Genomic DNA, 25,857 nt, shown 5'->3' on the forward strand with positions numbered 1-25,857 from the left:
ATGAACAATGTGATTGCTTGTATTGATGGGGCGAGTTACACCGAAAGCGTTTGCGACTATGCAGCCTGGGCCGCCAAGCGCTTGGATTCGCCGCTTGAATTTCTGCATGTGCTGATACGTCAAGACGATGCCAAGGTGGATGCCAGCGGCAGCATCGGGTTAGGCGCCCAAGAGTCGCTTCTACAGGAGTTGTCCGATCTGGATGAGCGTCGCAGCATTATTGCGCGTGAGCATGGCCGGCAACTATTGGAAGGCGCCAAGCAGCGGGCCACCACTGCCGGCACACAACAGGTCAGTGCACGCCAGCGCCATGGAGAGCTGGTCGAGACGTTAGTTGAGATCGAGGCAGACACCCGGCTATATGTGCTCGGCCAGCACGATCATGAAACAAAGCCCAAGCACTTTTTGCTGGATCACAACCTGGAAAGTGCGGTGCGTGCGCTGCATCGCCCGATTCTGGTGGCAAACTCGAAATTTACAGAGCCAAGAAGCTTCATGATTGCGTTCGATGGCAGCACAACAGGTCGCAAGACCGTGGAAATGGTGGCTGACAGTCCGCTATTGCGCGGTTTGGGCTGTCATGTCGTGATAGTGAGCAACGAAGATAAACCTTTGCACTGGGCGTCTCAGCGACTTGCGGCTACCGGATTCCAAATTGAGGTAAAACAGCTTGAAGGGGAACCCGCCAACGCCTTGGCCGAGTATGCTGAGCAGCGCAGCATTGATTTGCTCGTCATGGGCGCATACGGACACTCGCGAATCCGGCACTTGGTTGTGGGCAGCACCACTACAGCAATTTTGCGACGAAGCAAAGTCCCCGTGCTGATCCTTCGTTAAGCGAATGTGCAGCACCCCCCAACCGGCCCATATAACTGAGTTCTCGGGTAGGTCTATTGGGGCGATACTGTAAATCTATCGCAAGCCGTTTGTTGTCATCGCGTCACACCAATTCAGCCTTCCTGCTGTCAAAACGTAGGATGAAGGCTGCAACTTTGTAGTCATTCTATTGGAATCAGATGGTTTCCGAACCGTCTACCCACTATGAGTCCACATTCGTGGCTGAAATCAAGCTTGCTATATCAAAGCCTTACGTGAATTTGGTGCTCTATCTGTGCCACAGTAGTGCGGGTGGCCATTTCCCCACAACCCCTTGAAAACACAGCTCTTTCCCCACCCCTTCAGGGGTGCGTCATGTGTGGGACTTTTAAGGCCACAAATGAGCGAAGGCGAATTTGGGGACGGAAAGTCCCAGCCAGACCGGGAACCGGGCTGGCATCGTCATCGGACAGGGGCCCAGGCGCAGCCTGGGAACTGCACGACACCAGCAGCGCAAGCTGCTCCAATCAGCACACACGCATCCCTGAACACCAGTCAACGACAAGCAGCAAAACAGACAGCAGCACTCACAAACACCAGATGGCACAAAGCCCGGACAATGCCGGGCTCAGGGTTTGAAAGTCAGGCCGGTCTCACCAGCCTGACTACTCAGCAGTCAATCAAAAGGGAATATCCGAGGCATCTTCCTCTGCAGGCACTGCAGCAGGGGCCTTGCCTTTAACGTTGCGACCTTTGGCGCGGCTCGCTGGCGCAGCCGGGGCAGCTTCGGCCTGCCCGCTGTCGCGGCTGCCCAGCATCTGCATTTGATCGGCGATGATCTCCGTGCTGTAACGGTCTGCGCCGGTTTCCGAATCCTGCCATTTACGGGTTTTGAGCCGTCCTTCTACAAACACCGTGCGGCCTTTGCGCAGGTACTCGCTCGCAATTTCAGCCAGACGGCCATAGAAAACGACGCGGTGCCATTCGGTTTCCTCGCGGCGCTCGCCGCTGGCCTTGTCCTTCCATTGGTTCGTGGTGGCAATCGACACGTTGCACACGGCGGCACCGTCTGCGGTGTAGCGGATTTCGGGGTCTTTGCCCAGGTTGCCAATCAGGGTAACGCGGTTCAATGATGCCATGGTGATATCTCCCGTTTAGGTCGGAGTGAAGCCCCGGGCGCTCTTTTGCCCGGAGCAAAAGGGGTTATTGCTGCGTGGCTGCTTCGTCAAGAAAGCGGATAACGTCGCGAGCGGCCCATTGGGCGTTACCCGTCAACTGCCGCACCCAGGCGCCGCGCGTCGGACTCCAGCGGAAACCGTGGCGCTTCAGCACGTCGCGGGTGTCCTTTGCCGGTTTGCCGTCAAACAAAAACAAGGCGCGGTTTTCCTGCGGATCCTCGCGGTAGGTGTAGCCGTCGCCGCTGCGTTCGGTTTCCGGGCGCTCTGCCACCTTCTCCAGTGCCTTGATGCGTTCGGCAATGCGGCGAATGTTGGCGTTGTTGTTCTGCAATTGATAGGCAGCAAAGCCTGCGCGGCCCGCATAGTCCGGTGTAATAAGCTGCCGGGCGCGTGCTTCATCAATCAATCCAGTCGCCACCAGCATGACTACCCGGGTTTCGGTGTCGGACTTGGCATAACGCCGCACCAGGGCGTTTAACTTTTTCATGGTGTCCTGCGCGGCCTGCAGCTTCAACAGCTTGTGTTTCAACTTATCAATCGCCTCCGGGTCATCGCTGGAAATACCGCCCTTGCCCACTGAAGCGGCCTTGTCTGCGTAGTGTTCGGCCTTCTTCTGCAATTCATAGGATTTTTCATAGCTGCGGCTGACCCGCTCCCGATAGCGGCGGTCGCTGCGTTCGGAGTGATGGCCCACCAGAATCGGCTGACCAAACGGGATGGCCTGCGCCATAGTCTGCGCTTGCGCGTGGGTGGCGTCGGCCTGCCGCTGTGCCTGTGCTGCGCGGGTTTCATAGTTCGCCTTACGGGCTGCCTGCTTCGCTTCATAGGTGTTCATGGTCATGATCTCCAGATGAGGTTCGGGTTTTCAGCTGACCGGATTCGAAGATTCTTGAGCCGGAACGTAAATCCGCCGTTTGGGGTCTGCGCTGGCTCTCCGGTCTTTGCCGCCGTCTTTCGTGAGTTCCGTCGCCGTGCCGAACCGGATCAGGTAGCGCCGACCGGAAAGGGGCGGGCACGGAAGCCGCAGCCTGGAGCGCAGCGGAAGGACCGGGTGAGTACCCGGCGAAGCGAACCCCTTGCAGGAAGAAGCGCAGTGATACAGTCGGTGGTTTTGGCGGCGGGACTCACGAAAAACGGCATAGCGGCCCGCCCGAAGCGATGACCCCGCACGGCAGTCGCGCGGCGAGCGCGCCTAGCCGCGCCCCAGCGCGGCTCCAACCGGCCACGAGACCCATAGGCAAGCGAAGCGCGTAGCGCCGCTCGGCGCGAAGACGTGAGGGATGGAAACCCGAAGGGGCGAGACACCGCGGGTGACTCGATGCGAAGCACGAGAGCCCGGCCCTAAGCCGACAGGCGCAGGGACACGCCCAACTCCGCATCAGGTGTGGTGATGATGATCTATTCGACGGACTTACTGTTCGCGGCACCTGCATCGCGGTTCGCCAAGGATCGCGGCAAGGGATGCTGCCTCACCGACAGATACAAAAGAGGACGTACCGCTACAATGACCCGTCAGTATTTATACGGTAGCTAGAAGATGCCTTTTTTGGACTGGGTGAACAAAAACAGCGCGAAGGACGCGGCAGGTGCCGTGCCCTATCATCTGCTGCGCAAAGAAGCTGCCTATGGCGACGTAGACTCTGAGAACCTGATTATCCAAGGCGACAATCTGCTGGCTCTGAAAGCCTTGCTGCCGTTTTATGCTGGCCGCGTAAAGTGCATCTTCATCGACCCGCCCTACAACACCAAAAGCGCCTTCGAGCACTACGACGACAGGCTGGAACACAGCCAGTGGCTATCCATGATGTATCCGCGTCTGGTGTTGTTACGCGAGCTTCTTGCCGAAGACGGCAGCATCTGGGTCACCATTGATGACAATGAAGCACATTACCTCAAGGTGCTGATGGATGAGGTGTTTGGGCGGAAGAACTTCATAGCTAATGTAGCTTGGCAAAAAAAGTATGCCGTGAAAAGTGACTCGGAATTTCTCTCTGAGTCCCATGATCATGTGCTTCTCTACGGAAAGAGCAGAGGATCCACGAGGATCTACCGCCTTCCCCGCACTGCGGCACAAGATGCTCGATACAAGAACCCCGATAATGATCCGCGCGGGCCTTGGACATCCGGACCGTTACAGCGTAACGAGGCGAGAGACTACGCCATTTATCCAATTATCAGCCCAGCAACCGGCAAAGCGCATATGCCTCCCAAAGGGACAAGCTGGCGCTTCACGAAGGAGAAAATGGAAGAACTGATAGCCGAGAACCGAATCTCTTTTGGTGCACATGGAAACAACGTACCGCGCCTCAAACGCTTTCTTTCAGAAGTAGCTGAAGCTGTGCCTGCAACGACATGGTGGGACTACTCCGATGCAGGTCACAACGACGAGGCCCGTCGTGAAGCCAAAATCCTTCAAGATGACGATGACCTTTTCGGTACTCCAAAGCCCGAGAGGCTGCTCCAAAAAATCCTCACTCTCTCCTCTCAACCAACAGACCTCGTCCTTGACTCCTTCCTGGGCTCCGGCACGACTGCTGCCGTGGCCCACAAAATGGGGCGGCGCTATATCGGCATAGAAATGGGCGAACACGCCCGCACGCACTGCCTGCCCCGTCTGCAAAAAGTTATCGACGGCGAACAAGGCGGCATCAGTAAGGCTGAGAACTGGCAAGGCGGCGGCGGGTTCTCCTTCCTTACCGTGGGCGAACCCGCTTTTGACGAGAATGGTCGCCTGAACAAACAGATCAAATTCCCTACGCTCGCCGCCTATATCTGGCATGTGGAAACCGGCGTGCCCAGCCAACAGGAGTTCAACAGTCCTTTCCTAGGCATCCACGACGGAAAAGCGTATTTCCTGCTTTACAACGGCATTCTTGGCGACCGGCGGCCTGATGGCGGCAACGTGCTGACTAGCGCCGTACTCGCGCACTTACAGACGCTCTGCCCAGACCCTCTGTCTTCTGTCATTTATGGGGAAACGACACGACTGGGCCCTGCCCGCCTGGCTGCGGAGGACATCATCTTCAAACAGATTCCCTACGATGTGGCGATGCGGTAAGGATTGACGATGCTAACGTTAAAGCAATACCAGAATGACGTTCTCGCAGTGCTCACAGATTTCATGCAGCACTGCCGAACCGCATCCGTTTCCCAGGCTTGGGACAGCGCCATGCAGACCCAGGGGCGCGCAGGTGAGCCCTATCATGACAGCTTTCCGGACACGCCCTGCGTCTGTCTGCGTGTGCCCACAGGCGGCGGCAAAACCCTGCTGGCCGCCCATACTGTCGCTAAGGTGGGTAAAACGCTGCTTGATTCCGACGCCCCGGTCGTGCTCTGGCTGACGCCATCCGACACCATACGCAGCCAGACGCTGGAAGCGCTTTCTAATGTGCGCCACCCTTACCGCCAGGCGCTGGCCCATTATTTCGGTGACAAGATCCGCATTGCTGATCTGGAGAGCCTACAAACCATAGGCACCCAGGATGTCGACAAGGCCTGCGTCATTGTTGTGACGACGATTCAGTCACTGAACGTCACAGATACCAGGAAGCGGCATGTCTATTCCTTCTTTGAAGAACTACAGGAGCATTTTCGCGATTTACCTCACCATGTAGAGGAAAGTCTGGAAAAAGTGACAGTGGCCGATCTGGAAAACCAAACCTACCTCACGAAAAAGGATATAGGCCGGGTCAAGTGGTCGGTCGCCAACTGGCTGCACCTGCACCGCCCTCTGATCATCGTCGATGAGGCCCACAACAACCGAACGCACCGCTTCTTCACGACCTTGGGCCGCCTGAACCCCGCCGGCATCGTGGAAATGACCGCTACGCCGGTGGCAGACAATAACGTCCTTTACCATGTCTCTGCCCAGGAACTACGGGCAGAAGAAATGATCAAGCTGCCAATTGTGCTGGCCGAGCACCCGGAAGGCTGGCGCGAATGCCTGCGTGACGCGATTCTGATCCGCAATCGGCTGGAACTGACCGCGCAGAAAGATACAGACTATCTACGCCCCATCATGCTGGTGCAAGCCATGCCCAAAGGCGGCGAAGCCACGGTGGATGTGGTCAAACAGCATCTGATTGAACAAGAACAGATTGCCAGCGAACAGATTGCCGTTGCCACCGGCAGCCAGAAAGAACTGGATGGCATTGATCTTTTCGACCCTGCCTGCCCGATACGCTATGTCATTACGGTGGAAGCCTTGAAAGAGGGCTGGGACTGTTCTTTCGCCTACGTACTGGCGAGCCTGCAATCGGTCAATTCTGCCAAAGATGTGGAGCAACTGCTAGGTCGGGTATTGCGCATGCCCTACGCCCGCAACCGCAGCCAGGAAGCGTTGAACAAGGCCTACGCTCATATTGTCGCCAGCAACTTCGCGGAAGCGGCCAGCAACCTGCGCGACAGGTTGGTGCAAAACATGGGCTTCGAGCGCCTGGATACAGCCAGTTTGATCGTGCCTCAACCCTCGCTCGACCTTCAGGGCGGCACCGGCACACGGCCCAACACCCTGCGAGATTCGGCATCGCTGGACTTATACATTAACCTGCCCGCTCTACCCGACACGAGCCATTGGCCAGAGGAACTTACACAGCAGGTGGAGATCCGTCCGACCTCGCAAGGCGCAACGCTGATCGTAAAGGGAAGCATCGACAGCGATAGTCTCAGGCAAGCCGAAGCCTTTACGACCGCAGCCGTGCCTGCGCGAGCAAAGCAAAGCATCGCCGACCAGTTTGCTGAGCAGCGGGCCATACGCCAAGCCATGCGCGCACCGGCAGAGCTGGGCGCCAGTTTCTCGCCGATCCCGCAACTGTGCCTGGAACTGGAGGGCCACCTGGAGGTAGTCGAAAAAGACACCTTGGCGCAACTGGGCGACTGGAGCTTGCTCGACAACCCCATCCAGTTGGCGAATTTTTCCATCAATGAAACGGTGAACTCTTTCGAGATCAACGTGAACGGCGAAAAAGTCAGCTATCGCCATGTAGACGTCTCGCAACTGAAGTTGAACGAGGTCGCCAGCCACATCAGCGAACAAGACCTGATACGCTGGCTGGATGGCCAGGTTCGCCAGGCTGACATTGCCCAACCCACCCTGCAAGCCTATCTGGTCAAGCTGTTAAGTCATTTGCAACATGAACGCGGTTTCACTCTCACCGCCCTGGTGCGTGCCCGTTTTCAACTGGCTGCCGCCATCCATGCTGAAATCCGCCGACTTCGGCAACTTGCCATGCACAGCGGCTTCCAAGGGCGACTTTTGCACATGAGCGTTCCCGAACCCGATAGCTCGGCGCTGTACTATTTTCGATTTGAGCCTGGGAAGTATCCAGCGCGCAATCCATACAGGGGCGGCTACGAGTTCAACAAACACTTCTACCCCGCCATCCATGACCTGCGGGAAAAAACCGGCGCAGGAGTGCCTTCCGAGGAATTTCGCTGCGCCCAGGCTATTGATGCACACCCAAAGGTCAAGCACTGGGTGCGCAATATTGAGCGCCAACCAAAAACCTCTTTCTGGTTGCCTACCTCATCAGACTATTTCTACCCTGACTTCGTCGCGGAGCTAGTCGACGGTAGGCTGCTTGCCGTTGAGTACAAAGGCGAGCCATACAAGACCAACGATGACTCCAAGGAAAAGCAGCAGGTAGGTCATCAATGGGAACAATCCAGTGAAGGGCGGTGTCTGTTTCTCTTCGCTGTCGCTGAAGATGACAACGGGCGCGACATATTCCAACAACTTGCTGCAAAGTTAGGTAACTGATATCACAGGTGTCGATACGAGGGCAGGGCAGAACGCCCTGCCCTGCTTTTGAGGCTTTACATCTGCCCCTGCTCGGCCAGCGAAGTCGTGCCGGTAGCTGTCACGATGACATGATCGAGCAACCTCACATCAATCAGCATCAATGCTTTCTTAAGATGCTGAGTCAGGTTCAGGTCCGCCGTGCTCGGCTCAGTGACGCCCGAGGGATGGTTATGCGCCATGAGGATCGCGGCAGCATTCAGCCGAAGCGCCGTTTTCACAATCTCGCGCGGATAGACGCTGGCCTGACTCAACGTGCCCGATCCCTGCTCAATGTAGCGGATAGGCTTGAAGCGCGAGTCCAGGTAGAGGAAGGCAGCGCACTCGTGACCCAGCCCGGCCAGCTTGGCCTGGAAAAACTGCTTTACCTTCGTCGGTTGATCAACCGGCGAGGATGAGGAAACCAGACTTTCTGCCGCCGTGCGGCCAGCAGCCAGAATCTGCTCGTCGCTCGCCAACTTGTAGCGGCCGGCAGGACTGCGCACATATAGGGCGCATGCCTCGTTCATATTGTCATAGCTCAGCGCGGCGATGTTGTTGTTCATGATGCTCTCCAGTGTTCAGGGCGGGATTGCCCGGAACCCCAAAGGCATGGCGCAGCGCAGGTATCAAGGGTCGAAGACGGCCAGCGGCCGCGAGCGGTGCCCATGGCAACGCGACGCCCTTGAAACCGAGAACGGCATGACACAATGACCGGGAGCAAGACAGCCATACAGTGTCACTTGGTTTTTCGTTGGAGACACCGCGTGAAACGCGGCCATATCTCAGTGCCTGCTTGCCAAACAAGCGAAAGGGCAAGGAAGCATAGGAAGGCGACCGATACCCGCGCCGAAGCGCGGGTGAGGTTGGCAAGCGTCAGTCAATCGCATGCCAGATCAGACTCGCCTCCGGGTGCTGATCCGTATAAGCGCGCAGTCCATAGTATCTGTCGACCAGCATCTCGTTAAAAGTGATGCTGGTCAGATGGTTGAGGCCGTAAAACGTAGCGACGATGCCGGCGGCATCAGCCGACATTTCACTGTCAAAGAAGTTGTTTGCCCAGACCAGGCGCAGTTTGGATGTGATGTCCGGCGCCATGTAGAAAGCCCCATTCGACAGCCAGTAGTAATGCCAGTAGCCGCCTTGGTAGTCGTCAGAAAGCTCGCGCAGCCAGCTGAAAACCAGGCGTTCCCCTTGCAAGTAATCTGCGCCAAAGGCTTTCGGCAGAAAGTCCATGCGCTTGTCATCTTCCACACGCTGCGCAGTGATGATGGGGGATTCGGTTTCGACATTGATGTTAGACATGATGCTCTCCGGAATGCAGGGCGAGATTGCCCGGAATCCGAAGGGCATGGCGCAGCGCAGGTATCAAGGGTTGAAGACGGCCAGCGGCCGCAAGCGGTGCTCAAGGCAACGCGAAGCCCTTGAAACCGAGAACGGCATGACAGAATGACCCGGAGCAAGATAGCCACACAGTGTCACTTGGTTTTTCGTGAGGGATGAAAGCCCGGCAGGGGCGAGACACCAAAAGGGGGCTCAATGCGAAGCACGACAGCCTGACCCGGAGCCGACAGGCGCAGAGGCACGTCATGAATGAGGCAGCTACTCTATGGCCTTACAATTCTTGTCCATTTGGCCGTACCGTTAAATGCCACAATGGTTCATTATGCTAGTTGCGCTAGTGTTTGAAGCATAAAGAATAATAGTTATCTATTTTTATGGATGGTTATATCTTGCATTACCTTTCTGTCATAATGTATCCAGCCACTAGAAACCATTCCGAATCCTGTTGACCATGAGCAGCATCGGCGATCGCCTACGCATTGCGCGCAACAAGCGCGGTTTGACCCAGGAAGCCCTGGCCAGCTTGGTTCAGACGCCGCTGACCCAAGGAACCATTGCGCACATTGAAAATGGCCGAAGCGAATCCTCACGTCATATCGTCTGGATCGCCGCCGCCCTTCGTATCCGCGCCGAATGGCTGGTCACCGGCAAGGGGGAAATGTTTGAAAGCGAGTGGCTTTGGCCGGGAATTCCCATGAAAACAGTGGCGGAGCTACCGGACCACACACTGGAAGACATCGGCGACTACATCCAGATGAAGCTGATCAAACACGCCAAGACCAGCAACGACAACAGGCAGCAGGAAGACTAACCTCGCCTCCGGGGCAACACTTCGCCCCTGATACAAATAAACCACAAAAAAATGCACGCTAGCCCTGCGTCTCAGATTGAGTCAGGGCGGCCCTCCCTGTTTCACTCGCCCCCTTCACATCAGACTAAGCGGCAATTTGGCCTAACAATATGACTTTAAGATATTAGCTAGGTATTGACGTTGCTTAATAGATACGTAATGATTGCATCAACTCTGCTCTTTAACAACACAACACCGATAAATACCGTGCCCTGCTCGATTCCGAGCGGTGCGAGTGCACGGCTACCCGTGTCGTCAGCACCATGCGGGGCGACATGCACCTGGGTAGGAGCAAAGCAGGTGAAAAATCATCCATCTTTTGGACCGGTAGCGACTGGTGTCAACTGAGAGTGTGGATGACGATCCGTATCAACGGACGCCGGTGCTGCCAAAGGCAGACCAAATTTGACGGATGGCGCGTAATCCATCAATGACAGCGGCAAAGACCGCAGTTCCTAGCACCCCGACGAACCGCACAGCGGGTCCAGCGGCGGGCACTACTGGGAATGATCCAAGCACCCAGCCCCCATCGCGGCACCTTGGCGGGCTGCTCACGACGGCGCGAACAGCGCCGGCTTTGGAAAGCATCCTCGCAGCACATCATTCAGGGTGCTTCCCAAGGTCCCAACGGAGGAAGAAATGAAGGAACAACAGGCTCAGCCGACGGCATTCGGCTTCCCGTCAACCGGACATCACACCCCGGGTGCGCCCGACCAGGCACTTCTATACCGGATTCATACGGCGGAAGCCAAGCTGGGAGTCTCCAGGTCGACGATTTACCGCCTCGTGAATGAAGGTGAGCTAGTGCTGATCAAGATCGGCAAACGATCCAGTGGGATCACTGCAGCGAGTCTTCACGCGCTAATCGAGCGCAACAAGGCGCTTGCTTGCTGAAGCAAAGCACTATGCGCGCTTCATATGCAAAACCGTGGCGGAGTCAGCCTGCTCATGCAGGAAGTCCGCCCACACTTGCATAACAACACGACGCTCGTCCTCAAACCGCGCCCGGTCATAGGCGGCCTGAATATCATCCGCCTTCGCATGGGCCAATTGGGCTTCCAGCACATCAATATCGATTTTCAGCCTCTCACGCGCCACAGTACGCAGCATGGCCCTGAAGCCGTGAGTGGCATGCTGACCCTGGAATCCCATGTCTCGCAACGCCTTGCTGAGCGCATCGCGGTGAAGGTGGGGGTTACCCCGCTTCCCCACCCCAGGAAACACATGTTCTCCCCCGCCATACTGGCGCATTTCGTTTAACATTTCGACAGCCTGCTTCGGCAGGCTCACCACATGCTCAATCCGGGTTTTCATCTTGTGGGCCGGAATGCACCATTCGGCCCGGTCCAGATCCATCTCAGCCCAACGGGCGGACGCGACAACACCCGGCCGGGAAGCTGTGTAAGCGGCTAATAGAAGGCCGCCGCGAACAACCCTGCCGTCGTACCCCATGATTGCCCTTATGAGCGGCCCTACGCCCTGTATTTTGGTGATCGCAGGTATATGACCCCCACGATGTCGTGGCAACGCTCGTTGCAACCGAAGAAGCTGATCGTCGCTGCGGATACCGCGCACAATGCAGTAATCGACGATACCGTTGAGACATTGACGTGCCTTCACGGCAATGGATGGGGTTGCGGTCGCGAGACTGATCAATACCGGCACAACGTCTTTACTCGCAAGTGTCCGCATGTCGGCACCACCAAGTAGTGGCTGCAGACGCTTCTGAACGATGAAGGTTGATTTGCTGTAGGTTGCTGGCGCCCAACCAGGCTTACGGTCTTCAAGCCACGCATCAGACAAGACCGTAAAGGAATGCTTTCGCGCATCCTCCGCATCCTGCTGTTGTTTAATCTCTGCAAGCGACAGGGTTTCACGTTCCATCCTGAGGCGGTCATATAAGCCTTCAGGAGATTCGCCCATGCGAACTTTCTGATGCAACTGTGCAGCGGCTTGATGCGCAACTGCTATCCCCATATCGGGATAGATGCCGACGATCTTCTTACCTCGGCGACCGTCGGGTTCACGGTACCTGACCTGCCATTGTTTCACACCGCTTGGCAGCACCACCAGAAACAAACCCTGACCTGAGGCGAGGGTGTATGCAGTATTACGTGGCTTCGCCTTACTGGCCGCCAATTCCGTCAGCTGTTTAGCAAGCTTGGGCATCGATTTAATCTCAAAGTGGGCATGATTTGGGTACCTGTATTCTAAGGTACCCAAACAAGTACCCAAAAACTCGGCATTTAACGAAACTCTCTGAGACGCACTGAACGCAAAAAACCCGCATGAAGCTAATGTTCATGCGGGTTTCGGGTACTTTACAAGCCGCTCTGGAACGACCTGATTTTTAACTGTGGTGCCGACGGCGAGACTCGAACTCGCACAGCTTTCGCCACTACCCCCTCAAGATAGCGTGTCTACCAATTTCACCACGTCGGCTAAGACTTCACTCCCAAGTGCGTAAACCCAAAAAGCATTCACGTCCTAGGAAGTCGGGCATTCTAGCATGATTTTTTAGGCCATGCCAAGATGCCCGATCAGCGATGCGCCTCAGTACTGGTAGCGCATCGTCAGCATGACGCTGCGCGGCTGGCCATAGTAGTTTTGACGCGATTCACCGCCCAGCTTCTCGTAATAGACCCGATCGAAAAGATTGTCGACCGTCAGGGTTGCCTCCAGATGCTTGTCGTAGCGGTAGCCAATCTGGGCCGACACGGTGGTGAAGCTGCCCTGCTTCCAACGCACGTCGTCTGACTCTTCGTAAAAGCCGCTGTTAAAGCGCACCCCCGCGCCCACCGAGAACCCTTGCAAGGCTGGCTGCCTGAAATGGTAGCGGGTCCAAAGGCTGATCGCGTGGCGCGGTGTGATCGCGCTGAAGGTCTGACCCTTGGTCGAGTCCGGCGCCTCCAGATACTTGGTGTCCGTATAAGCATACCCGGCAATGACATCCCAGCCCGGAAATGGTGAACCGCTCACCTCGGTTTCAAAACCCTGGCTGCGGACTTTACCGGCGGCCACCGAGAAGTAAGGATTATCCGGGTCGGTCATGGCCCGATTGCGATCGACGATCTGAAAGAGCGCCGCATGCGTATTCAGGCGGCCGTCGAGCAATTCGCCTTTGACACCCGTCTCGATCTGCCGGCCCGTACGCGGCTTCAATGTGCTGCCCTGAGCCGTCGTGTCCGTCTGCGGCTGGAAGATGCTGGTGTAGCTGACATAGGCCGACCATTGCGGCGTGAAGTCATAGATCAAGCCCGCATAAGGCGAGGTGCGGGCATCGATGCGATCGATGTTCTGGCTGAAGTCGTCGAAATAGAAGTTGTTGTTGCGCGCATCATTCTTCCACCAGGACAAGCGGGCCCCGGCGATCAGTTTCCAGGCATCGGCCAGTTGCACATTCGCGCGCGTATACAGCCCGAACTGCGTCACCCGCCCCAGGCTGCCATTGACGCGATCCATCTCGGGCTGGGGAAAACTGGTCACGGGGTTGTAGATATTGCTCGGATAAACCGTACCGCCGCCGTAACTGAAGTCCTTGATGGTGTGCCGGTAGTCGGCGCCGATCAGCAGGCTGTGCTCGCGCCCGAAGAGATCCACCGGCAAGTTGAGGTTCACATCCCCGCCGGTCGTCTTCCAATGGTTGCGGTACGACCAGGCGATGAGATTGGTATCGCCTGTCACCGGGTTGACCGCGCTGTTGCTCCAGGTGGTGTTGCGCACCGGGTTGTCGATGTCACGATGAAACACACTGGCCTTGATGCGTCCTCCGCCATCCAGGCGGTGCTCCAGATCGGCAAATATCTCGGTGGTTTCCTCTTCGATGCGATTCCAGTCCGCGCTCAGGTTGGTGGCGCGCTTGACGTCGAGCAGGCTGCCATCGGCATACGCGGGCAGGCCGAAGGACGGCGTGCTGCGATTGCGCTGCCAGGCAAAGCCCGCGGCCACGGTCGTGCGCGGGGCGATATCGGCTTCGACCACGCCATAGAACACGGGATGCTCGGATTTCACCCGGCTCATGAAGGAGCCGCGGTCATCGTAGCCCGCCACGAAACGCCCTCGCACCTTGCCTTCACTGTCAAAAGGCGTGCTCAGATCCGCCACGGCGCGGTAGTAATCCCAGGATCCCACGCTGGTTTGCGCGCTGAACGCAAAATCCTGCAGCGGCCGCTTGCGCACGAGGTTGATGGTGCCTCCCGGCTCTCCCGTGCCCTGATACAGGCCCGACGGGCCGCGCAGGACTTCGATGCGGTCGTACACGGCCAGATCGAGCCCGGTAGACAGGTCGCCCGACCCGGCCGGCATGGACATCCCGTCGACCTGGACGGTATCCATGGCATAGCCGCGCGAGATATAACCAGATATGCCGGCGCCTGCGCTTAAGGTCTCCACCGTGATGCCCGTCACATTGCGCATGGCATCGGACAAGCTGTTCATGTTCTGATCGTCCATCTGCTGGCGGGTGACCACGGACACCGACTGCGGGATCTCGCGCAGGGTCTGCGTGCCCTTGCCTAGCGTCAGGGCGTTGCTCGCATAGGATCCGCTGCCTTCCGTGACACCCGGCGCGGCCCGCCCCGTGACGGTGACGGCAGGCAACTCGCTCACGCTGCTCAATCGGCTGAGGACATAACTGCCCGCGCCATCGGGCCGCGCCTGAAAACCGCTGCCGGCCAGGAGCCGGTTAAAGCCTTCCTGCGTGTCCACACTGCCCGTCAGCCCGCCACTGCTGCGCCCGGCCAGTTGCGCCGGATCGAAGATCAATTGCACGCCAACCGCCGCCGCGTAATTGGCGAGCACCGCCGCCAGCGGCCCCCCGGTGATCACGACTGAATGGGCCGACTGGGCATGCGCCGGGCCTGAGGCAGCCAGAATTAGCGCACTGCTCAGTGCCGAGCAGAGCATGGCCTTGCGCCGACCCGAGCGCGCGCGTTGACGTGCATTCACAATTTCATCCTTCCTGTGTGTGCGTGGCGGCATCCCCTCGATGCGGCTTCACTTCCATAGCCGGATGAAAAACAAAAAGTGATCAGGTCCAAGAGAAAAAAATCAAACGCGGGGTCCGAGCGTGGTCCAGTAAGGCCCCAGCCGGGCAATGCGCAGATCAAGCCGCCTGACCAACAAGGCCAGGGCGGCATCGGTGTCGGCCACGGACAAGGCGCCCGATACCCGCATGGCGGCCACGCGCGGCTCGCAGCGCAACACGCCCCGGCGATAGCGCGACAGTTCGCTCAGCACCTCGCCCAGCGGCCAGTCGGTCACCACCAGCATGCCGTGCTCCCACGCGATGGCACTGGGTTGCACGGCCTGATAATCGCTCGCCCCATCGGCCAAGAGCGTCGCCTGCTGGCCGGCTGACAAACGCCGCGAGGCGGCGGCGCGTGGCCGCAGCTCCACCGCCTGCTCAAAGACAGCCACCTGGCTCGAGCCTTGCCCTTGACGCACGCTGAAGCGCGTGCCCAGCGCCTCGACCTCGCCCTGGGCGGTTTCCACCAGCAGCGGTCTGCCGGGCTGCGCCGGGCCGGATGTCAGCAAAATTTCGCCTGCGATCAAACGCAAGCGGCGCTGCCGGAAGGTGAACTGCTGCTCCACTGCGCTGTCGGTATTCAATACCAGCACCGAACCATCGTCCAGCGACCAGGCGCGGCGTTCGCCGACCCCGGTGCCGTAAGTCGCGCTCCAGCGCGGCGCCTGCTTCCAGGCCACCCAGCCGGCCGGCAACGCCACCGACGCCGCTACCACGGCCCGCAGCAGGCCGCGCCGGCGCTGCCCGCGCAAACGCAGCACTTCCCGGCCCAGATCGCCGGGCAATTGCGCAAAGCTGCCCATGACGGCCTGCGCGCGCGCCCAGGCCTGGGCGTGCGACTCGCTTTGCGCAAGCCAGAGAGAAAACTCATGCCTTGCCTGCTCGTCCGGCGTTTCATAGCGCATACGGATCGCCCAGTCCGCGGCCGCCTCCAGCAGGGCCGCATCCAGATGCTTTGCACTCATGCGGCGGCCATGCAGGTTACCAGCGCCTTATGCACATGCCGGCGCACCGTGATGACGGGCTTGCCGCAACGTTCGGCGATCTCGGCCAGCGTCAGGCCATCGAGCTGCGCGAGCAGAAACATCTCGCGAGTCAGACGGGGCAGGCGATCCAGCATGGCATCGATCTGAACCAGCGTCTGCACGATGATCAGTCCCGTCTCAGGCGACGGCACCTGCGGCTCGGGCAAATGGGCAATCGCTTCCAGATAGGCCTGCTGCACGGCCCGGCGGCGCCAGTGATCGATCAGCAAGCCTTTGGCGATATGGGTGATGAAGGCGCGCGGCTCTTCCCGCAACTCGACGCCTTGCCGTCCGGCGATCAGGCGCACGAAGGTGTCTTGGGCCAGATCCGCAGCGTCGCCGGCATCGCCCAATTTGCGGCAAAGCCAGCCCTGCAACCAGCCATGATGACGGCGGTACAGGGTTTCGATGACAGGGAGGGTGAGCGGATCGGGGGCTGGCAAAGTGCCAGCAGTCTAACGAATAAGAATGAGAAATACTATTAACAAGATGGCGGCGCGGCGTTGACGCAACACTTGCCCGCCTCCCGCGCAAGCCTCCCCCGGGCGCCTGCTGCGCAGGCAGGCGCGAACGGGATCACAGACCGGACACCGTCATATCGCCGGGATAATCGATGGAGAACTTCAAGCGAGCCTCGCGCGACTGCCCCGGCTTGAGTGTCCAGTTCCAGGTAAGTTTGCCCTCATCGCCCTTCTCGGCGTCGCTGGACGACAACAGTTTGACCACGATTTTTTCATGCCGCGAGACCGGCAGCCGGTCAGAGAATGCAACGTGGACCTCGCTGGCCTTGTTGTTCTTGACGCGGAATTCATATTCATAGGTCTGACGCCGGCCGTTGCCCGAGAAACCCGTGCTCTCTGTTTTGCGGTCCAGCAGGATTCGCTTGACCGACACCCCGTCGTCGGCACCCAGCGCCAGATCCAGCTTCTCGCCCGGCATGACGGTCGGAATGGTGCTGGTAGCCAGAAAGGCATCCCCCAGAAAGCTGTTCAACGCGCCCGCCAGCAAGGGATAGTCGGTGCCGTTATTGACCTTGGCGGTGAGGTACATGGTCTCGCGCAGGGCCGGCACGGCCTGGTATTGCAGCTCGGCCGGCAGGCTGGCCGAGGTGATCGCGACCCGCTGCGTGGCGCTTCCGGAAGGCAGCGTCGCGGGGCTGTCTATGACGAAGGACGCGCTGGTCTGTTCGTTGCGCACACCGGCTTGCGCGATCTCCGCCGCTGCGACGGCCTCGTCCGCCGCCAGCCCGGCCTGCGGCCGGGCCTTGGCGTCATAGCGCACGGCGGCCAGCGGCGCGGGCGGCACGAGCGCTGGCGGGGCGGCCGCGTCCAGCACCCAGGGAGTTTGCGTGGGCGCGGCTCCGCCCAGAGCCGGCCGCGCCGTGGACAGTGTCAGTTTGACCTTGTTCCAGTCCTCACCGGTGTTCTGCCGCACGACACCGAAATAGGCCAGGTCGACATGGCCGTCGTTTTTGCCCAGGCGCACATCGTAGGCGGGGGTCCAGCGCGCGCCCGGCACGGCATACGATAGCCCGATGTCCACCTTGCCTGCCCGCGCCAGCTTCAGGCGCAGGGTCACCGCCTTGCTCTGGCGGCCCAGCTCGCCACGCACCTGCTGCTGACTGGCCTGCAGGACCTCGAGCTCGCGCTGGCCGATCTCGCGCTGGGCAGCGATGCGCCGCAACCCCGCCAAGGCCCGGGCCAGCGTGTCCGCGCTGGCCGCCTGGATGTTGTTGAGCTGCTCGAGCGTCAGGCGGGAACCATCGCGCGCAGGCTCGGCCGCCCCCCGCTGCACCAGGCCCACCCATTCGCGCTGATTCTCCAGCACGGCGGCCTCGTCATCCAGGCTGGCCAACCTGGCCTGCAGCTGCCGCACCTGCTCGTCGATCGCCTTGAGGCGATCGTTGCTGCGCTCGGCCAGCAGGACCGTGCCGGTCTTGACGTCGAGCAGCGTGGCCTGACCGTTGCTGCGGGCCGCCACCTGCACCGAATTGTCCTGCAAGGTGGCGGGCAGCTTGTCCAACACCAGCTCGTGCTCGCCGGCCGGCAGCTCGACGCTGGCTTGGCGGGACACGACGGCGCGGTCCTGATAGACCGTGACCGCCTCGATCGCCGACGGCAGCGGGGCGGACTGGCCCAGGCCAGGCAGTGCAAGAGCAAACAGAACCGGGAGCAAATAGCGCACAGCAGCACCTGAGAGAAAGGGGGTACGGCGCAATGTAGCCCGCGGCGCCGGCCGCCGGTTTACAGAACATGACAATGACGACAGGGCGCTACCGCGCTGCCGGCAGGCGCGCTAGCGGTAGTAGACGCAGATCCGCTGGCCGTCCCATTCGCGCACATCGATGGGCAGCGCGTAAAGGTCGCTGAGCAGGTCGGCGCGGATGATCTGCGCCGGCGGCCCCTGGTGCGCGACCCTGCCCTGCCGCATGGCCACGATGTGGTCCGCATAAGCCGACGCGAAATTCAGGTCGTGCAGCACGATGACGACCGTCTTGCCCAACTCATCGGCGGCGCGGCGCAGGATGCGCATCATCGCCACCGCGTGCTTCATATCCAGGTTGTTCAGCGGTTCGTCGAGCAATACATAACGCGTATCCTGGCACAACACCATGGCCACGAACGCGCGCTGCCGCTGACCGCCCGACATCTCGTCGAGAAAGCGGTCGGCCAACGGCTCCAACTCGAGATAGGAGATCGCCCGCTCGATATGTGTTTGATCCTCGGCATTGAGCCGCCCGCCGCTATGGGGATAGCGGCCGAAAGCCACCAGATCGCGCACCGTCAGCCGTAAGGGCAGGTGGTTGTCCTGTCTCAGGATGGCCAGTCGCCGCGCCAACTCGCGGCTATCGGCGCGTGAGACGTCCAGTCCATCGATCAGGACCTGCCCGGCCGACATGGGCAACAGACGGCTGACCATGGACAGCAGCGTGGACTTGCCCGCCCCGTTGGGGCCGACGATGGCGGTAATCCCCGCATCGGGCAATGCCAGGCTGACATCGTCAACCACCACGGTCTGGTCGTAGCGCTTGCTGAGCGATTGAAGTTCTATCATCGGCGCCTCTTGCGCAGGATCAGGATAAGAAACAGCAGGCCGCCCACGAACTCGATCACCACACTCACCGTCGTGCTCAGGCCGAGAACCCGTTCCAGCAGGGTCTGCCCCCCGACCAGAAAAACCACGCCCCAGAGGATGGCCGCGGGCACCGTGCGGGCGTGCCGATCGCTGCCCATGCTCTGGTAAGCGAGATTACTGACCAGCAGGCCGAGGAAAGTCACCGGCCCCACCAGCGCGGTGGCCACGGCCACCAGCACCGCCACGCCGGATAAGGTGACCAGCAATGTACCGCGGTAGTTCACGCCCAGATTGATCGCGATCTCGCGGCCCAAGGCCACGACATCGTAACGGCGGCGCAGACGCCAGAACACGAGGCTCACCAACAGCGCCACACTGGCCGCCAGCGGCAGCAAGCCGGTGCGCACGCTATTGAAACTGGCGAACATCCGGTCCTGCAGCACCAGGAACTCATTCGGATCGATCAGGCGCATGGCAAAGCTCGACAGGCTGCGAAACAACAAGCCAAAGACAATGCCCACCAGCATCATCAGATGCAGGCTTTGCGTGGCGCCCGTGAACAGCCAGCGAAACAGCAGGCAGGCAAACCCGGCCATGGCGCCGGCTTCCAGCAGAAACTGCCACACCGGCTCCTGACCGCTCAGGGCATTGAGCCCAAAACCGTAGACGATGGCGGCCTGGATGGCGACGTACAGCGCATCGAAGCCCATGATGGAGGGCGTGAGGATGCGGTTGTGCGTGATGGTCTGAAACAGCACTGACGACACAGCCACACAATAGGCCACCAACAGCATGACGAGCAGTTTGCCGCCCCGAAACGGAATGACGAACGACCATTGGCCGCGCGCATCCAGCGTCATGTAGGCAGTGCAGCACAGCACTGCCAATGCGGCCAACAATGACAGACGCACGGACGGAGCGAGGACGCGTTCAATCACGGCGCCCCCTTCGGCTGAGCAGCAGCCACAGAAAGATCGCGCTGCCCACCACGCCCACCACCGTCCCGATGGGCACTTCGTAGGGGTAGAGCAGCACACGGCCCAGAATGTCACAGGCTAGGACGAACACGCCGCCCAATAGCGCCACCCAGGGAATGGCGCGCCGCATGTTGTCGCCCATGACCAGGCTGACGGCATTGGGCACGATCAGGCCCAGAAAAGGAATGCTGCCGGCCGTGACCACCACCACCGCGGAGATCGCCGAAACGATCAACAGGCCCACGAAAGTCAGACGAGCATAATTCAGCCCAAGATTGGACGCGAAGTCCTTGCCCATGCCTGCCACGGTATAGCGGTCGGCGGCCAGATAGGCCACACAGGTCAGCGCCGCGCCGATCCACAGCAACTCATAGCGCCCGCGCAACACTCCCGAGAAGTCGCCCGTCGTCCAGGCCTGCAGCGACTGCAGCAAATCATGCTGCAGGGCGACATAGGTGGTGACCGCATGGATGACCCCGCCCAGAATCAAGCCGATCAGGGGCACCAGAAAAGGGCTGCGCAGCGGCACGCGGCGCAAGAGCGCGAGAAACACCAGGCTGCCCGCCAGCCCAAAGCCCGTGGCCGTCAGCATCTTGGCCACGACCGGCGCGCCGGGTGCCAGCAGCGTCACCACCAGAATGCCCAGCGTGGCCGACTCGATGGTGCCCGCCGTCGATGGCTCGACATAGCGATTGCGCACCAGCATCTGCATGAGCAGGCCCGCCACCGCCAACGACATGCCGGCCAGCAGCAGCGCCAGGGTGCGCGGCACCCGGCTGACCAGCAACAACTGCCAGGCACGGGCGGCCCTGTCGCCGCCCAACAGATCCGCGAACGCGAACTGCCCCGCGCCCAAGCCCAAGCTGATCAGGCACAAGGCAAGCAAAAGCAGGCAGACGCCGGCCAGCGCCCACCCCGCCCCGCGCGGGACGACCCTGGCCACGGTTACTTGGCGAGGGCTGTGTCGACTTCCTGCACGCTTTGCTGCAGCGAGGTCAGCCCGGCCGCGCCCAGCGAATACCAGTTGAACGCATCCAGGTAGACCACGTGATTGTTCTTCCAGGCTTTGGTCTCGCGGATGAGCGCATTGTCGAGCAACTGGCGCGCCGACGTCCCTTCGCGGCCGATGGCGGCGTCGCGGTCGATGACGAACAGCCAATCGGGATCGACTTGCGAAATGAACTCGAAAGACACGGCCTGCCCGTGGTTGGAGACTTTCAGGTCGCGCGCGGCAGGCGCCACGCCGAAAGCGTCATGAATGACGCCAAACCGCGAGCCCGGGCCATAAGCGCTCATCTTGCCGCCCGTGGTCAACACGATGAGGCCGTTGCCGGCCTTGCCGGCGCGCGCCTGCAAGGCCGCGATGGAGGCGTTGAGCGCGGAGAGCTTCTCGTCGGCTTGTGGCTGGCGCCCGTAGATTCCGGCCAGCGCCTGCGCATTGCGCTGCACGCTGCCCACCAGATCCTTCGGGTCGACGGTCAGGTCGACGGTTGGCGCCAGGCGCGAGAGCTCGGCATATTTGGGCGCCGACCGGCCTGCGACGAAGATCACGTCCGGCGCCAGGCGGTGAATGGCCTCGTAGTCGGGCTCGAACATCGACCCCACCTTGGGATAGCGCTTGTCCGCGTACTGCGCCAAATGATCCGGCCATTTCGTGGCCGCGGGCACTCCCGCGACATCCACGCCCAGCGTATGCAAGGTGTCCAGGACCGCCAGGTCCATCACGACGGTCTTGGCCGGCTTGTCCGGCACCTGCGTGCTGCCTTGCGCGTGTTTGACCTCGGCGGCCGACGCCAGCACGGGCGTCAAGGCGAGCATGGCGCCGGCCAGCCAGCGGCGCACTCCTGAATATTGGGACATTTGCTTTCCTGGTTACTGCGGCCGCCGGCAAGCGGCCCACTCTACAAATAAGAATTATTCTCAATATAACAGCATCTTCAGCTGGATGACAGCTATGCTCGCCGCCCTCCGGGGCATGGCGATGGATAATGTGTTTCGGGTGATTTCAGGATTTACGGCTTCCCTGGGAAGCCTGTTTTTTGCATTAATGGAAAACACATTTCCATTGCAAATGGAGCGGCAATTAGAAAGTAAGGTAAAGGACATTCAAGCCTGCGGCGGTCATAAACCTACCGCCGCCATTTTTTTGCCGATGTCCATTTCTCCCCTATTACCTTCCCTGCGCATACTTCATGCCGAAGCCGCTACTGGCCTGGGTGGCCAGGAACGGCGCATTCTCAAAGAGATGGCCGCCATGCGTGAGCGCGGCCACCACCTCGAACTCATTTGCCAGCCGCAAGCCCAGATGGCCGCCAAGGCGGCCGAACTGGGTTTCACCGTGCACCACCTGCCGATGGGCGGGATGGGCAATCTCCTGCGGGGATTGCCGCAGATCCGGCGCATTCTGAAAGAAGGCCGCTTTGACGTCCTGAATACGCACAGCCGCATCGATACCCTGCTGGCAGGCACGGGCGCACGGCTGGCGCGCACCCCCTTGGTGGTACGCACCCGTCACTTGAGCAACCGGGTCAATTCCATGCTGGCCTACACCTGGGTGCCGCATCGGATCAGCACGGTGAGCAATCACGTGCGTGACTACCTGATTGAGCGCGGCGTGCCCTCGGCCCGGGTGGAAACGATTTATTCGCCCATCAAATTGCCCCCTGCGGACCTGCAATCCACGCTGCGCACCGAGCTTGGCCTGTCGCCGCAAGACATCGTGATCTGCAGCGTGGCGGTCCTGCGGGCCACCAAAGGGCACCCCGAACTGATCGAGGCGCTGCACCCCCTGATCAAGGCGGACGCGCGCGTGCATCTGGTCATCGTCGGCAATGGCTCGCCCATGTTCGAGACCCTGCAGACGCAGATCCGCGAGCGGGGTCTGCAAGGGCGCATTCACATGCTGGGCTTTCGTGATGATGTCCCGAACATTATGGCTGGCAGCGATATTTTCGCCTTGCCCACCCGCAAGGAAGCCTCGGGCACGGTCTTCGTCGAGGCAGCCGCTTGCGGGCTGCCCGTGGTCGGCCTGGATGTCGGCGGCGTCAGCGAAATGCTGCATGACGGAGAAACCGGCATGCTGGTCCCGCCTGACGACATCACGGCGCTGCGCGCGGCCTTGCAGCGGCTCATCGATGAGCCCCAGCTGCGTCTGAGCATGGGACAGGCCGGGAAGCAGCGGGTGCGCGGTGAAGACAAATTCTCGCTGCGCCGCCTGGCCGAGCGCACCGAAAGCGTATATCGGCGTTGGCTCAATGAAGTCGCGCCCACGCGCTTTGCGAGCGCCAAGCACCAGACGCAATAAAACAACGGCGCCCCGAGGGGCGCCGTTATGTTGCCTACCGGCCGATTACTTGCTCTCGGCGGGCGGCGTGGCCGGCGCGGCCGGCGTTTGAGGCACGTCAGCCGGGGCGCTGGGCACGGTCGACGGCGCAGCAGGCGCCTGAGGAACCGAAGCAGCGCCACCGGTGGCCGGGGTACCCGGGGCCTGGGGCACGGAGCGATCCTGGAAGTTCTGCATCACGCCGCTTTCGACGGTGGTGGCGCTATTGCCCTTGTGCGACAGATAGGCCAGGCCGGCGGTCGTGGCGAAAAAGACCACGGCAGCCCATTTGGTGCTGCGCGACATGAAGTTGGCGGCGCCCGACGCGCCGAACAGGCTGCCGGCCGAACCGGAACCAAAAGAGGACCCCATGTCGGCGCCCTTGCCCTGTTGCAAAAGCACCAGGGCAATGATGGTGAGCGCCGAGATCACCTGGACGACCAGCAGGATGGTAAGCATCAAAGACATTACAGACTCCGGACGGAAACTTTAGTTTGCGGCGATGCGCAAGAATTCTTCGGCCACCAGCGACGCGCCGCCAACCAGCGCGCCGTCGATATCGGCCATGGCAAAAAGGGTGGCGGCGTTGGCGGCCTTGACGCTGCCGCCATACAACACCTGCACCTGAGGCGCACCCAGTTTGGCCAGCGCCGCGCGAATCGCGGCATGGACCTCCTGAGCTTGCTCGGGCGTGGCCGACAAGCCGGTGCCGATGGCCCAGACGGGCTCATAAGCCAGCACCATGCCCGCGACCGCCTCGCGGCCCAAAGCCAGCACCGGGGCCAATTGGCGCTCGATGATGGCCAGCGTTTGACCGGCCTCGCGTTCGGCCAGCGACTCACCCACGCACACCACCGGCACCAGCCCGGCGGCCAGGGCGGCGCTGGCCTTCGCGGCGACCTGCTGGTCGGTCTCGCCGTGCAGGCTGCGGCGCTCGGAGTGACCCGCCAGGGCCCAACGGCTGCCGAAGTCCTTCAGCATGGCGGCCGAGACCTCGCCGGTAAACGCGCCCTTGGCCTGCGCGCTGACATCCTGGGCACCCCAGCTGATGGCGCTGCCCGACAATTCGGCGCTGGCCTGAGCCAGATAGGGAAAAGGCACACAGACACCGATCTCGCAATGCGAGGCGGGGTCGGCGGCGCGCAGGGCGGCAAGCAGGCTGGCGTTTTCGGCCAGGCTGCCATGCATCTTCCAGTTGCCCAGCACCAGGCGGGTACGGCGAGTGGCGGCGTTTTCGGTCATGCGCTCAATGGGTTGAAGGCTATTCACAAATGGTGAAGCCCGGTCGGCCAGACAGCCCACCAGACACTCGCCAAGATGAGCCGCAAAAGCCTGCCAGGCGAGTCAGCGGAGCGCAGAAAACCCCCGCACCCCGGGTCAAACCCATGATTGTATCCTGTTGGGGCGGTTTCCGCCGCCCCAACGGTGTTACACGGTGAGGATGATCTTCCCGATCTGCTCGCCGGCTTCCATCATGGCGTGCCCCTTGGCGGCCTGCTCGAGCGGCAAGGTGGCATGGATGATGGGCTTGATCGCGCCTTGTTCCAGCAAAGGCCAGACTTTCTGGCGCAAGGCCTGGGCGATCGCGCCCTTGAACGCCACCGGCCGCGGGCGCAGCGTGGAACCGGTCACCGTCAGGCGGCGGCGCATCAGATCGGCCGTGTTGATGGTCGCCTTGGCGCCGCCCAACTGGGCGATGATCACGACGCGGCCGTCATCGGCCAGGCAGCTCAGGTCACGGCCGATATACTCGCCCGCCACCATATCCAGCACCACGTCCACGCCCTTGCCACCCGTCAAGGTTTTGATTTCCTGGACGAAATCCTGCGTCTTGTAGTTGATGCCCTTGGCGCCCAGGCGTTCGACGGCGGCCACCCGGTCATCGCTGCCGACGGTGGCATAAACCGTATGCCCCAAAGCGCGCGCGATCTGAATGGCCGTGGTCCCGATGCCGCTGGCCCCGCCATGCACCAGCAGGCTCTCGCCCGTGGCCAAGGCGCCCCGGTCGAAAACATTGCTCCAGACCGTGAAGTACGTCTCGGGCAGACCGGCCGCTTCGATATCGGACATGCCCTTGGGAATGGGCAGGCATTGCAGGGCCGGTGCCACACAGTACTCGGCGTAGCCGCCACCGGCGAGCAAGGCGCAGACCTTGTCGCCCACCTTGAAGCCACCTGCCGCGGCGTCCCCGCCCACGATCTCGCCGGCCACTTCCAGGCCCGGCAGATCCGAGGCCCCCGGAGGCGGTGCGTAATTACCCAAGCGTTGGAACACATCCGGACGGTTGATGCCGGCCGCGGTCACTCTGATCAGAACCTCGCCGGGGCCGGGCTCGGGCGTGGGGCGCTGAGCCGGTACCAGGACATCGGGGCCGCCAGGCTGGCTGATTTCCACTGCGCGCATGAATTGTCTCCGTCCTTCGTTGAGCAAATAGATTATTATGACGCCCTTTACGGAAACCCTGCGCC

23 protein-coding genes and 1 tRNA gene are annotated in these 25,857 nt (G+C 60.8%); 7 read left to right on the forward strand and 17 right to left on the reverse strand.

Annotated elements, in window-relative coordinates; translation table 11 throughout:
• A complete protein-coding gene (locus tag CAL22_RS16165) occupies positions 1–837 on the forward strand; it encodes a universal stress protein (RefSeq protein ID WP_094814976.1) in 837 nt (278 codons plus the stop codon).
• Between the two features lie 659 nt (positions 838–1,496).
• Here CAL22_RS16165 and ssb read toward each other — a convergent pair.
• Together ssb and CAL22_RS16175 are read right to left on the reverse strand one after the other, a co-directional pair.
• Positions 1,497–1,955: a single-stranded DNA-binding protein gene (ssb, locus tag CAL22_RS16170; RefSeq protein WP_094814978.1), complete on the reverse strand. Its 459-nt coding sequence runs from the start codon at positions 1,953–1,955 to the stop codon at positions 1,497–1,499.
• A gap of 64 nt (positions 1,956–2,019) precedes the next feature.
• Entirely contained in the window at positions 2,020–2,829 is an 810-nt protein-coding gene (locus CAL22_RS16175; protein ID WP_094816708.1) for a DUF3560 domain-containing protein, read from the reverse strand.
• Between the two features lie 702 nt (positions 2,830–3,531).
• Here CAL22_RS16175 and CAL22_RS16180 point away from each other — a divergent pair.
• Entirely contained in the window at positions 3,532–5,052 is a 1,521-nt protein-coding gene (locus CAL22_RS16180; protein ID WP_094814980.1) for a site-specific DNA-methyltransferase, read from the forward strand.
• Positions 5,053–5,061: 9 nt separating this feature from the next.
• A complete protein-coding gene (locus tag CAL22_RS16185) occupies positions 5,062–7,752 on the forward strand; it encodes a DEAD/DEAH box helicase (protein ID WP_094814982.1) in 2,691 nt (896 codons plus the stop codon).
• Positions 7,753–7,808: 56 nt separating this feature from the next.
• On the opposite strand, the gene CAL22_RS16190 is transcribed toward CAL22_RS16185, so the two are convergent.
• Together CAL22_RS16190 and CAL22_RS16195 are read right to left on the reverse strand one after the other, a co-directional pair.
• Entirely contained in the window at positions 7,809–8,336 is a 528-nt protein-coding gene (locus CAL22_RS16190; RefSeq protein ID WP_167383660.1) for a JAB domain-containing protein, read from the reverse strand.
• 310 nt (positions 8,337–8,646) lie between these two features.
• Positions 8,647–9,075, reverse strand: a complete 429-nt coding sequence (locus CAL22_RS16195) for an antirestriction protein (RefSeq protein ID WP_094814986.1) — start codon at positions 9,073–9,075, stop codon at positions 8,647–8,649.
• On the opposite strand from CAL22_RS16195, the gene CAL22_RS21170 reads away from it, so the two are divergent.
• From CAL22_RS21170 to CAL22_RS16205, 3 genes are all read left to right on the forward strand, one after another.
• Positions 9,074–9,223 (forward strand): hypothetical protein, encoded by a 150-nt coding sequence (locus CAL22_RS21170; protein ID WP_167383661.1) that lies wholly within the window; start codon positions 9,074–9,076, stop codon positions 9,221–9,223. The genes CAL22_RS16195 and CAL22_RS21170 overlap by 2 nt on opposite strands.
• Positions 9,224–9,565: 342 nt before the next feature.
• Entirely contained in the window at positions 9,566–9,925 is a 360-nt protein-coding gene (locus CAL22_RS16200; RefSeq protein ID WP_143276981.1) for a helix-turn-helix domain-containing protein, read from the forward strand.
• 678 nt (positions 9,926–10,603) lie between these two features.
• Complete coding sequence (locus CAL22_RS16205; protein WP_094814990.1) at positions 10,604–10,858, forward strand: helix-turn-helix transcriptional regulator; 255 nt, start codon at positions 10,604–10,606, stop codon at positions 10,856–10,858.
• A gap of 9 nt (positions 10,859–10,867) precedes the next feature.
• On the opposite strand, the gene CAL22_RS16210 is transcribed toward CAL22_RS16205, so the two are convergent.
• The 10 genes from CAL22_RS16210 to CAL22_RS16255 form a co-directional block, all read right to left on the reverse strand.
• Positions 10,868–12,133, reverse strand: coding sequence for a tyrosine-type recombinase/integrase (locus CAL22_RS16210; protein ID WP_094814992.1), 1,266 nt, complete (start codon positions 12,131–12,133; stop codon positions 10,868–10,870).
• Positions 12,134–12,321: 188 nt separating this feature from the next.
• Positions 12,322–12,406 (reverse strand) — tRNA-Leu (locus tag CAL22_RS16215).
• Positions 12,407–12,517: 111 nt separating this feature from the next.
• The gene (locus tag CAL22_RS16220) at positions 12,518–14,911 is read right to left on the reverse strand and encodes a TonB-dependent siderophore receptor (protein ID WP_244193910.1); all 2,394 of its coding nucleotides are present in this window, start codon (positions 14,909–14,911) and stop codon (positions 12,518–12,520) included.
• A 102-nt stretch (positions 14,912–15,013) separates the two neighbouring features.
• The gene (locus CAL22_RS16225) at positions 15,014–15,955 is read right to left on the reverse strand and encodes a FecR domain-containing protein (RefSeq protein ID WP_094814994.1); all 942 of its coding nucleotides are present in this window, start codon (positions 15,953–15,955) and stop codon (positions 15,014–15,016) included.
• On the reverse strand, positions 15,952–16,458 hold the full coding sequence (locus CAL22_RS16230) for a sigma-70 family RNA polymerase sigma factor (RefSeq protein ID WP_094814996.1): 507 nt from the start codon (positions 16,456–16,458) through the stop codon (positions 15,952–15,954). The genes CAL22_RS16225 and CAL22_RS16230 overlap by 4 nt, the downstream gene beginning before the upstream one ends.
• Before the next feature lie 133 nt (positions 16,459–16,591).
• On the reverse strand, positions 16,592–18,199 hold the full coding sequence (locus tag CAL22_RS16235) for a mucoidy inhibitor MuiA family protein (RefSeq protein ID WP_094814998.1): 1,608 nt from the start codon (positions 18,197–18,199) through the stop codon (positions 16,592–16,594).
• Positions 18,200–18,310: 111 nt separating this feature from the next.
• On the reverse strand, positions 18,311–19,069 hold the full coding sequence (locus tag CAL22_RS16240; RefSeq protein ID WP_094815000.1) for an iron ABC transporter ATP-binding protein: 759 nt from the start codon (positions 19,067–19,069) through the stop codon (positions 18,311–18,313).
• Positions 19,066–19,950 (reverse strand): iron chelate uptake ABC transporter family permease subunit, encoded by an 885-nt coding sequence (locus CAL22_RS16245; RefSeq protein WP_244193970.1) that lies wholly within the window; start codon positions 19,948–19,950, stop codon positions 19,066–19,068. The genes CAL22_RS16240 and CAL22_RS16245 overlap by 4 nt, the downstream gene beginning before the upstream one ends.
• Before the next feature lie 70 nt (positions 19,951–20,020).
• Positions 20,021–21,010: an ABC transporter permease gene (locus CAL22_RS16250; protein WP_094815002.1), complete on the reverse strand. Its 990-nt coding sequence runs from the start codon at positions 21,008–21,010 to the stop codon at positions 20,021–20,023.
• 2 nt (positions 21,011–21,012) lie between these two features.
• Complete coding sequence (locus CAL22_RS16255) at positions 21,013–21,927, reverse strand: siderophore ABC transporter substrate-binding protein (protein WP_094815004.1); 915 nt, start codon at positions 21,925–21,927, stop codon at positions 21,013–21,015.
• Positions 21,928–22,219: 292 nt separating this feature from the next.
• Between CAL22_RS16255 and CAL22_RS16260 the strand changes: the two genes are divergently transcribed.
• Positions 22,220–23,371, forward strand: coding sequence for a glycosyltransferase family 4 protein (locus CAL22_RS16260; protein ID WP_094816713.1), 1,152 nt, complete (start codon positions 22,220–22,222; stop codon positions 23,369–23,371).
• A 45-nt stretch (positions 23,372–23,416) separates the two neighbouring features.
• On the opposite strand, the gene secG is transcribed toward CAL22_RS16260, so the two are convergent.
• From secG to CAL22_RS16275, 3 genes are all read right to left on the reverse strand, one after another.
• Positions 23,417–23,857 (reverse strand): preprotein translocase subunit SecG, encoded by a 441-nt coding sequence (secG, locus tag CAL22_RS16265; RefSeq protein ID WP_094815006.1) that lies wholly within the window; start codon positions 23,855–23,857, stop codon positions 23,417–23,419.
• A gap of 21 nt (positions 23,858–23,878) precedes the next feature.
• A complete protein-coding gene (gene tpiA, locus CAL22_RS16270) occupies positions 23,879–24,631 on the reverse strand; it encodes a triose-phosphate isomerase (RefSeq protein ID WP_094815007.1) in 753 nt (250 codons plus the stop codon).
• Between the two features lie 186 nt (positions 24,632–24,817).
• Positions 24,818–25,792, reverse strand: a complete 975-nt coding sequence (locus CAL22_RS16275) for an NAD(P)H-quinone oxidoreductase (RefSeq protein WP_094815009.1) — start codon at positions 25,790–25,792, stop codon at positions 24,818–24,820.
• Between the last annotated feature and the right edge of the window lie 65 nt (positions 25,793–25,857).

Source organism: Bordetella genomosp. 12 (assembly GCF_002261355.1).
Lineage (GTDB): Bacteria > Pseudomonadota > Gammaproteobacteria > Burkholderiales > Burkholderiaceae_B > Bordetella.

Bases quoted from the DNA above. Each gene is read 5' to 3' on its own strand.
- CAL22_RS16245 (WP_244193970.1), bottom strand. From the start codon at position 19,950: ATGACGCTGGATGCGCGCGGCCAATGGTCGTTCGTCATTCCGTTTCGG.
- CAL22_RS16200 (WP_143276981.1), top strand. From the start codon at position 9,566: ATGAGCAGCATCGGCGATCGCCTACGCATTGCGCGCAACAAGCGCGGT.
- CAL22_RS16190 (WP_167383660.1), bottom strand. From the start codon at position 8,336: ATGAACAACAACATCGCCGCGCTGAGCTATGACAATATGAACGAGGCA.
- CAL22_RS16180 (WP_094814980.1), top strand. From the start codon at position 3,532: ATGCCTTTTTTGGACTGGGTGAACAAAAACAGCGCGAAGGACGCGGCA.
- CAL22_RS16205 (WP_094814990.1), top strand. From the start codon at position 10,604: ATGAAGGAACAACAGGCTCAGCCGACGGCATTCGGCTTCCCGTCAACC.
- CAL22_RS16255 (WP_094815004.1), bottom strand. From the start codon at position 21,927: ATGTCCCAATATTCAGGAGTGCGCCGCTGGCTGGCCGGCGCCATGCTC.
- CAL22_RS16210 (WP_094814992.1), bottom strand. From the start codon at position 12,133: ATGCCCAAGCTTGCTAAACAGCTGACGGAATTGGCGGCCAGTAAGGCG.
- CAL22_RS16275 (WP_094815009.1), bottom strand. From the start codon at position 25,792: ATGCGCGCAGTGGAAATCAGCCAGCCTGGCGGCCCCGATGTCCTGGTA.
- tpiA (WP_094815007.1), bottom strand. From the start codon at position 24,631: ATGACCGAAAACGCCGCCACTCGCCGTACCCGCCTGGTGCTGGGCAAC.
- CAL22_RS16225 (WP_094814994.1), bottom strand. From the start codon at position 15,955: ATGAGTGCAAAGCATCTGGATGCGGCCCTGCTGGAGGCGGCCGCGGAC.
- CAL22_RS16195 (WP_094814986.1), bottom strand. From the start codon at position 9,075: ATGTCTAACATCAATGTCGAAACCGAATCCCCCATCATCACTGCGCAG.
- CAL22_RS16175 (WP_094816708.1), bottom strand. From the start codon at position 2,829: ATGAACACCTATGAAGCGAAGCAGGCAGCCCGTAAGGCGAACTATGAA.
- CAL22_RS16185 (WP_094814982.1), top strand. From the start codon at position 5,062: ATGCTAACGTTAAAGCAATACCAGAATGACGTTCTCGCAGTGCTCACA.
- CAL22_RS21170 (WP_167383661.1), top strand. From the start codon at position 9,074: ATGATGCTCTCCGGAATGCAGGGCGAGATTGCCCGGAATCCGAAGGGC.
- CAL22_RS16240 (WP_094815000.1), bottom strand. From the start codon at position 19,069: ATGATAGAACTTCAATCGCTCAGCAAGCGCTACGACCAGACCGTGGTG.
- CAL22_RS16260 (WP_094816713.1), top strand. From the start codon at position 22,220: ATGTCCATTTCTCCCCTATTACCTTCCCTGCGCATACTTCATGCCGAA.
- CAL22_RS16165 (WP_094814976.1), top strand. From the start codon at position 1: ATGAACAATGTGATTGCTTGTATTGATGGGGCGAGTTACACCGAAAGC.
- secG (WP_094815006.1), bottom strand. From the start codon at position 23,857: ATGTCTTTGATGCTTACCATCCTGCTGGTCGTCCAGGTGATCTCGGCG.
- ssb (WP_094814978.1), bottom strand. From the start codon at position 1,955: ATGGCATCATTGAACCGCGTTACCCTGATTGGCAACCTGGGCAAAGAC.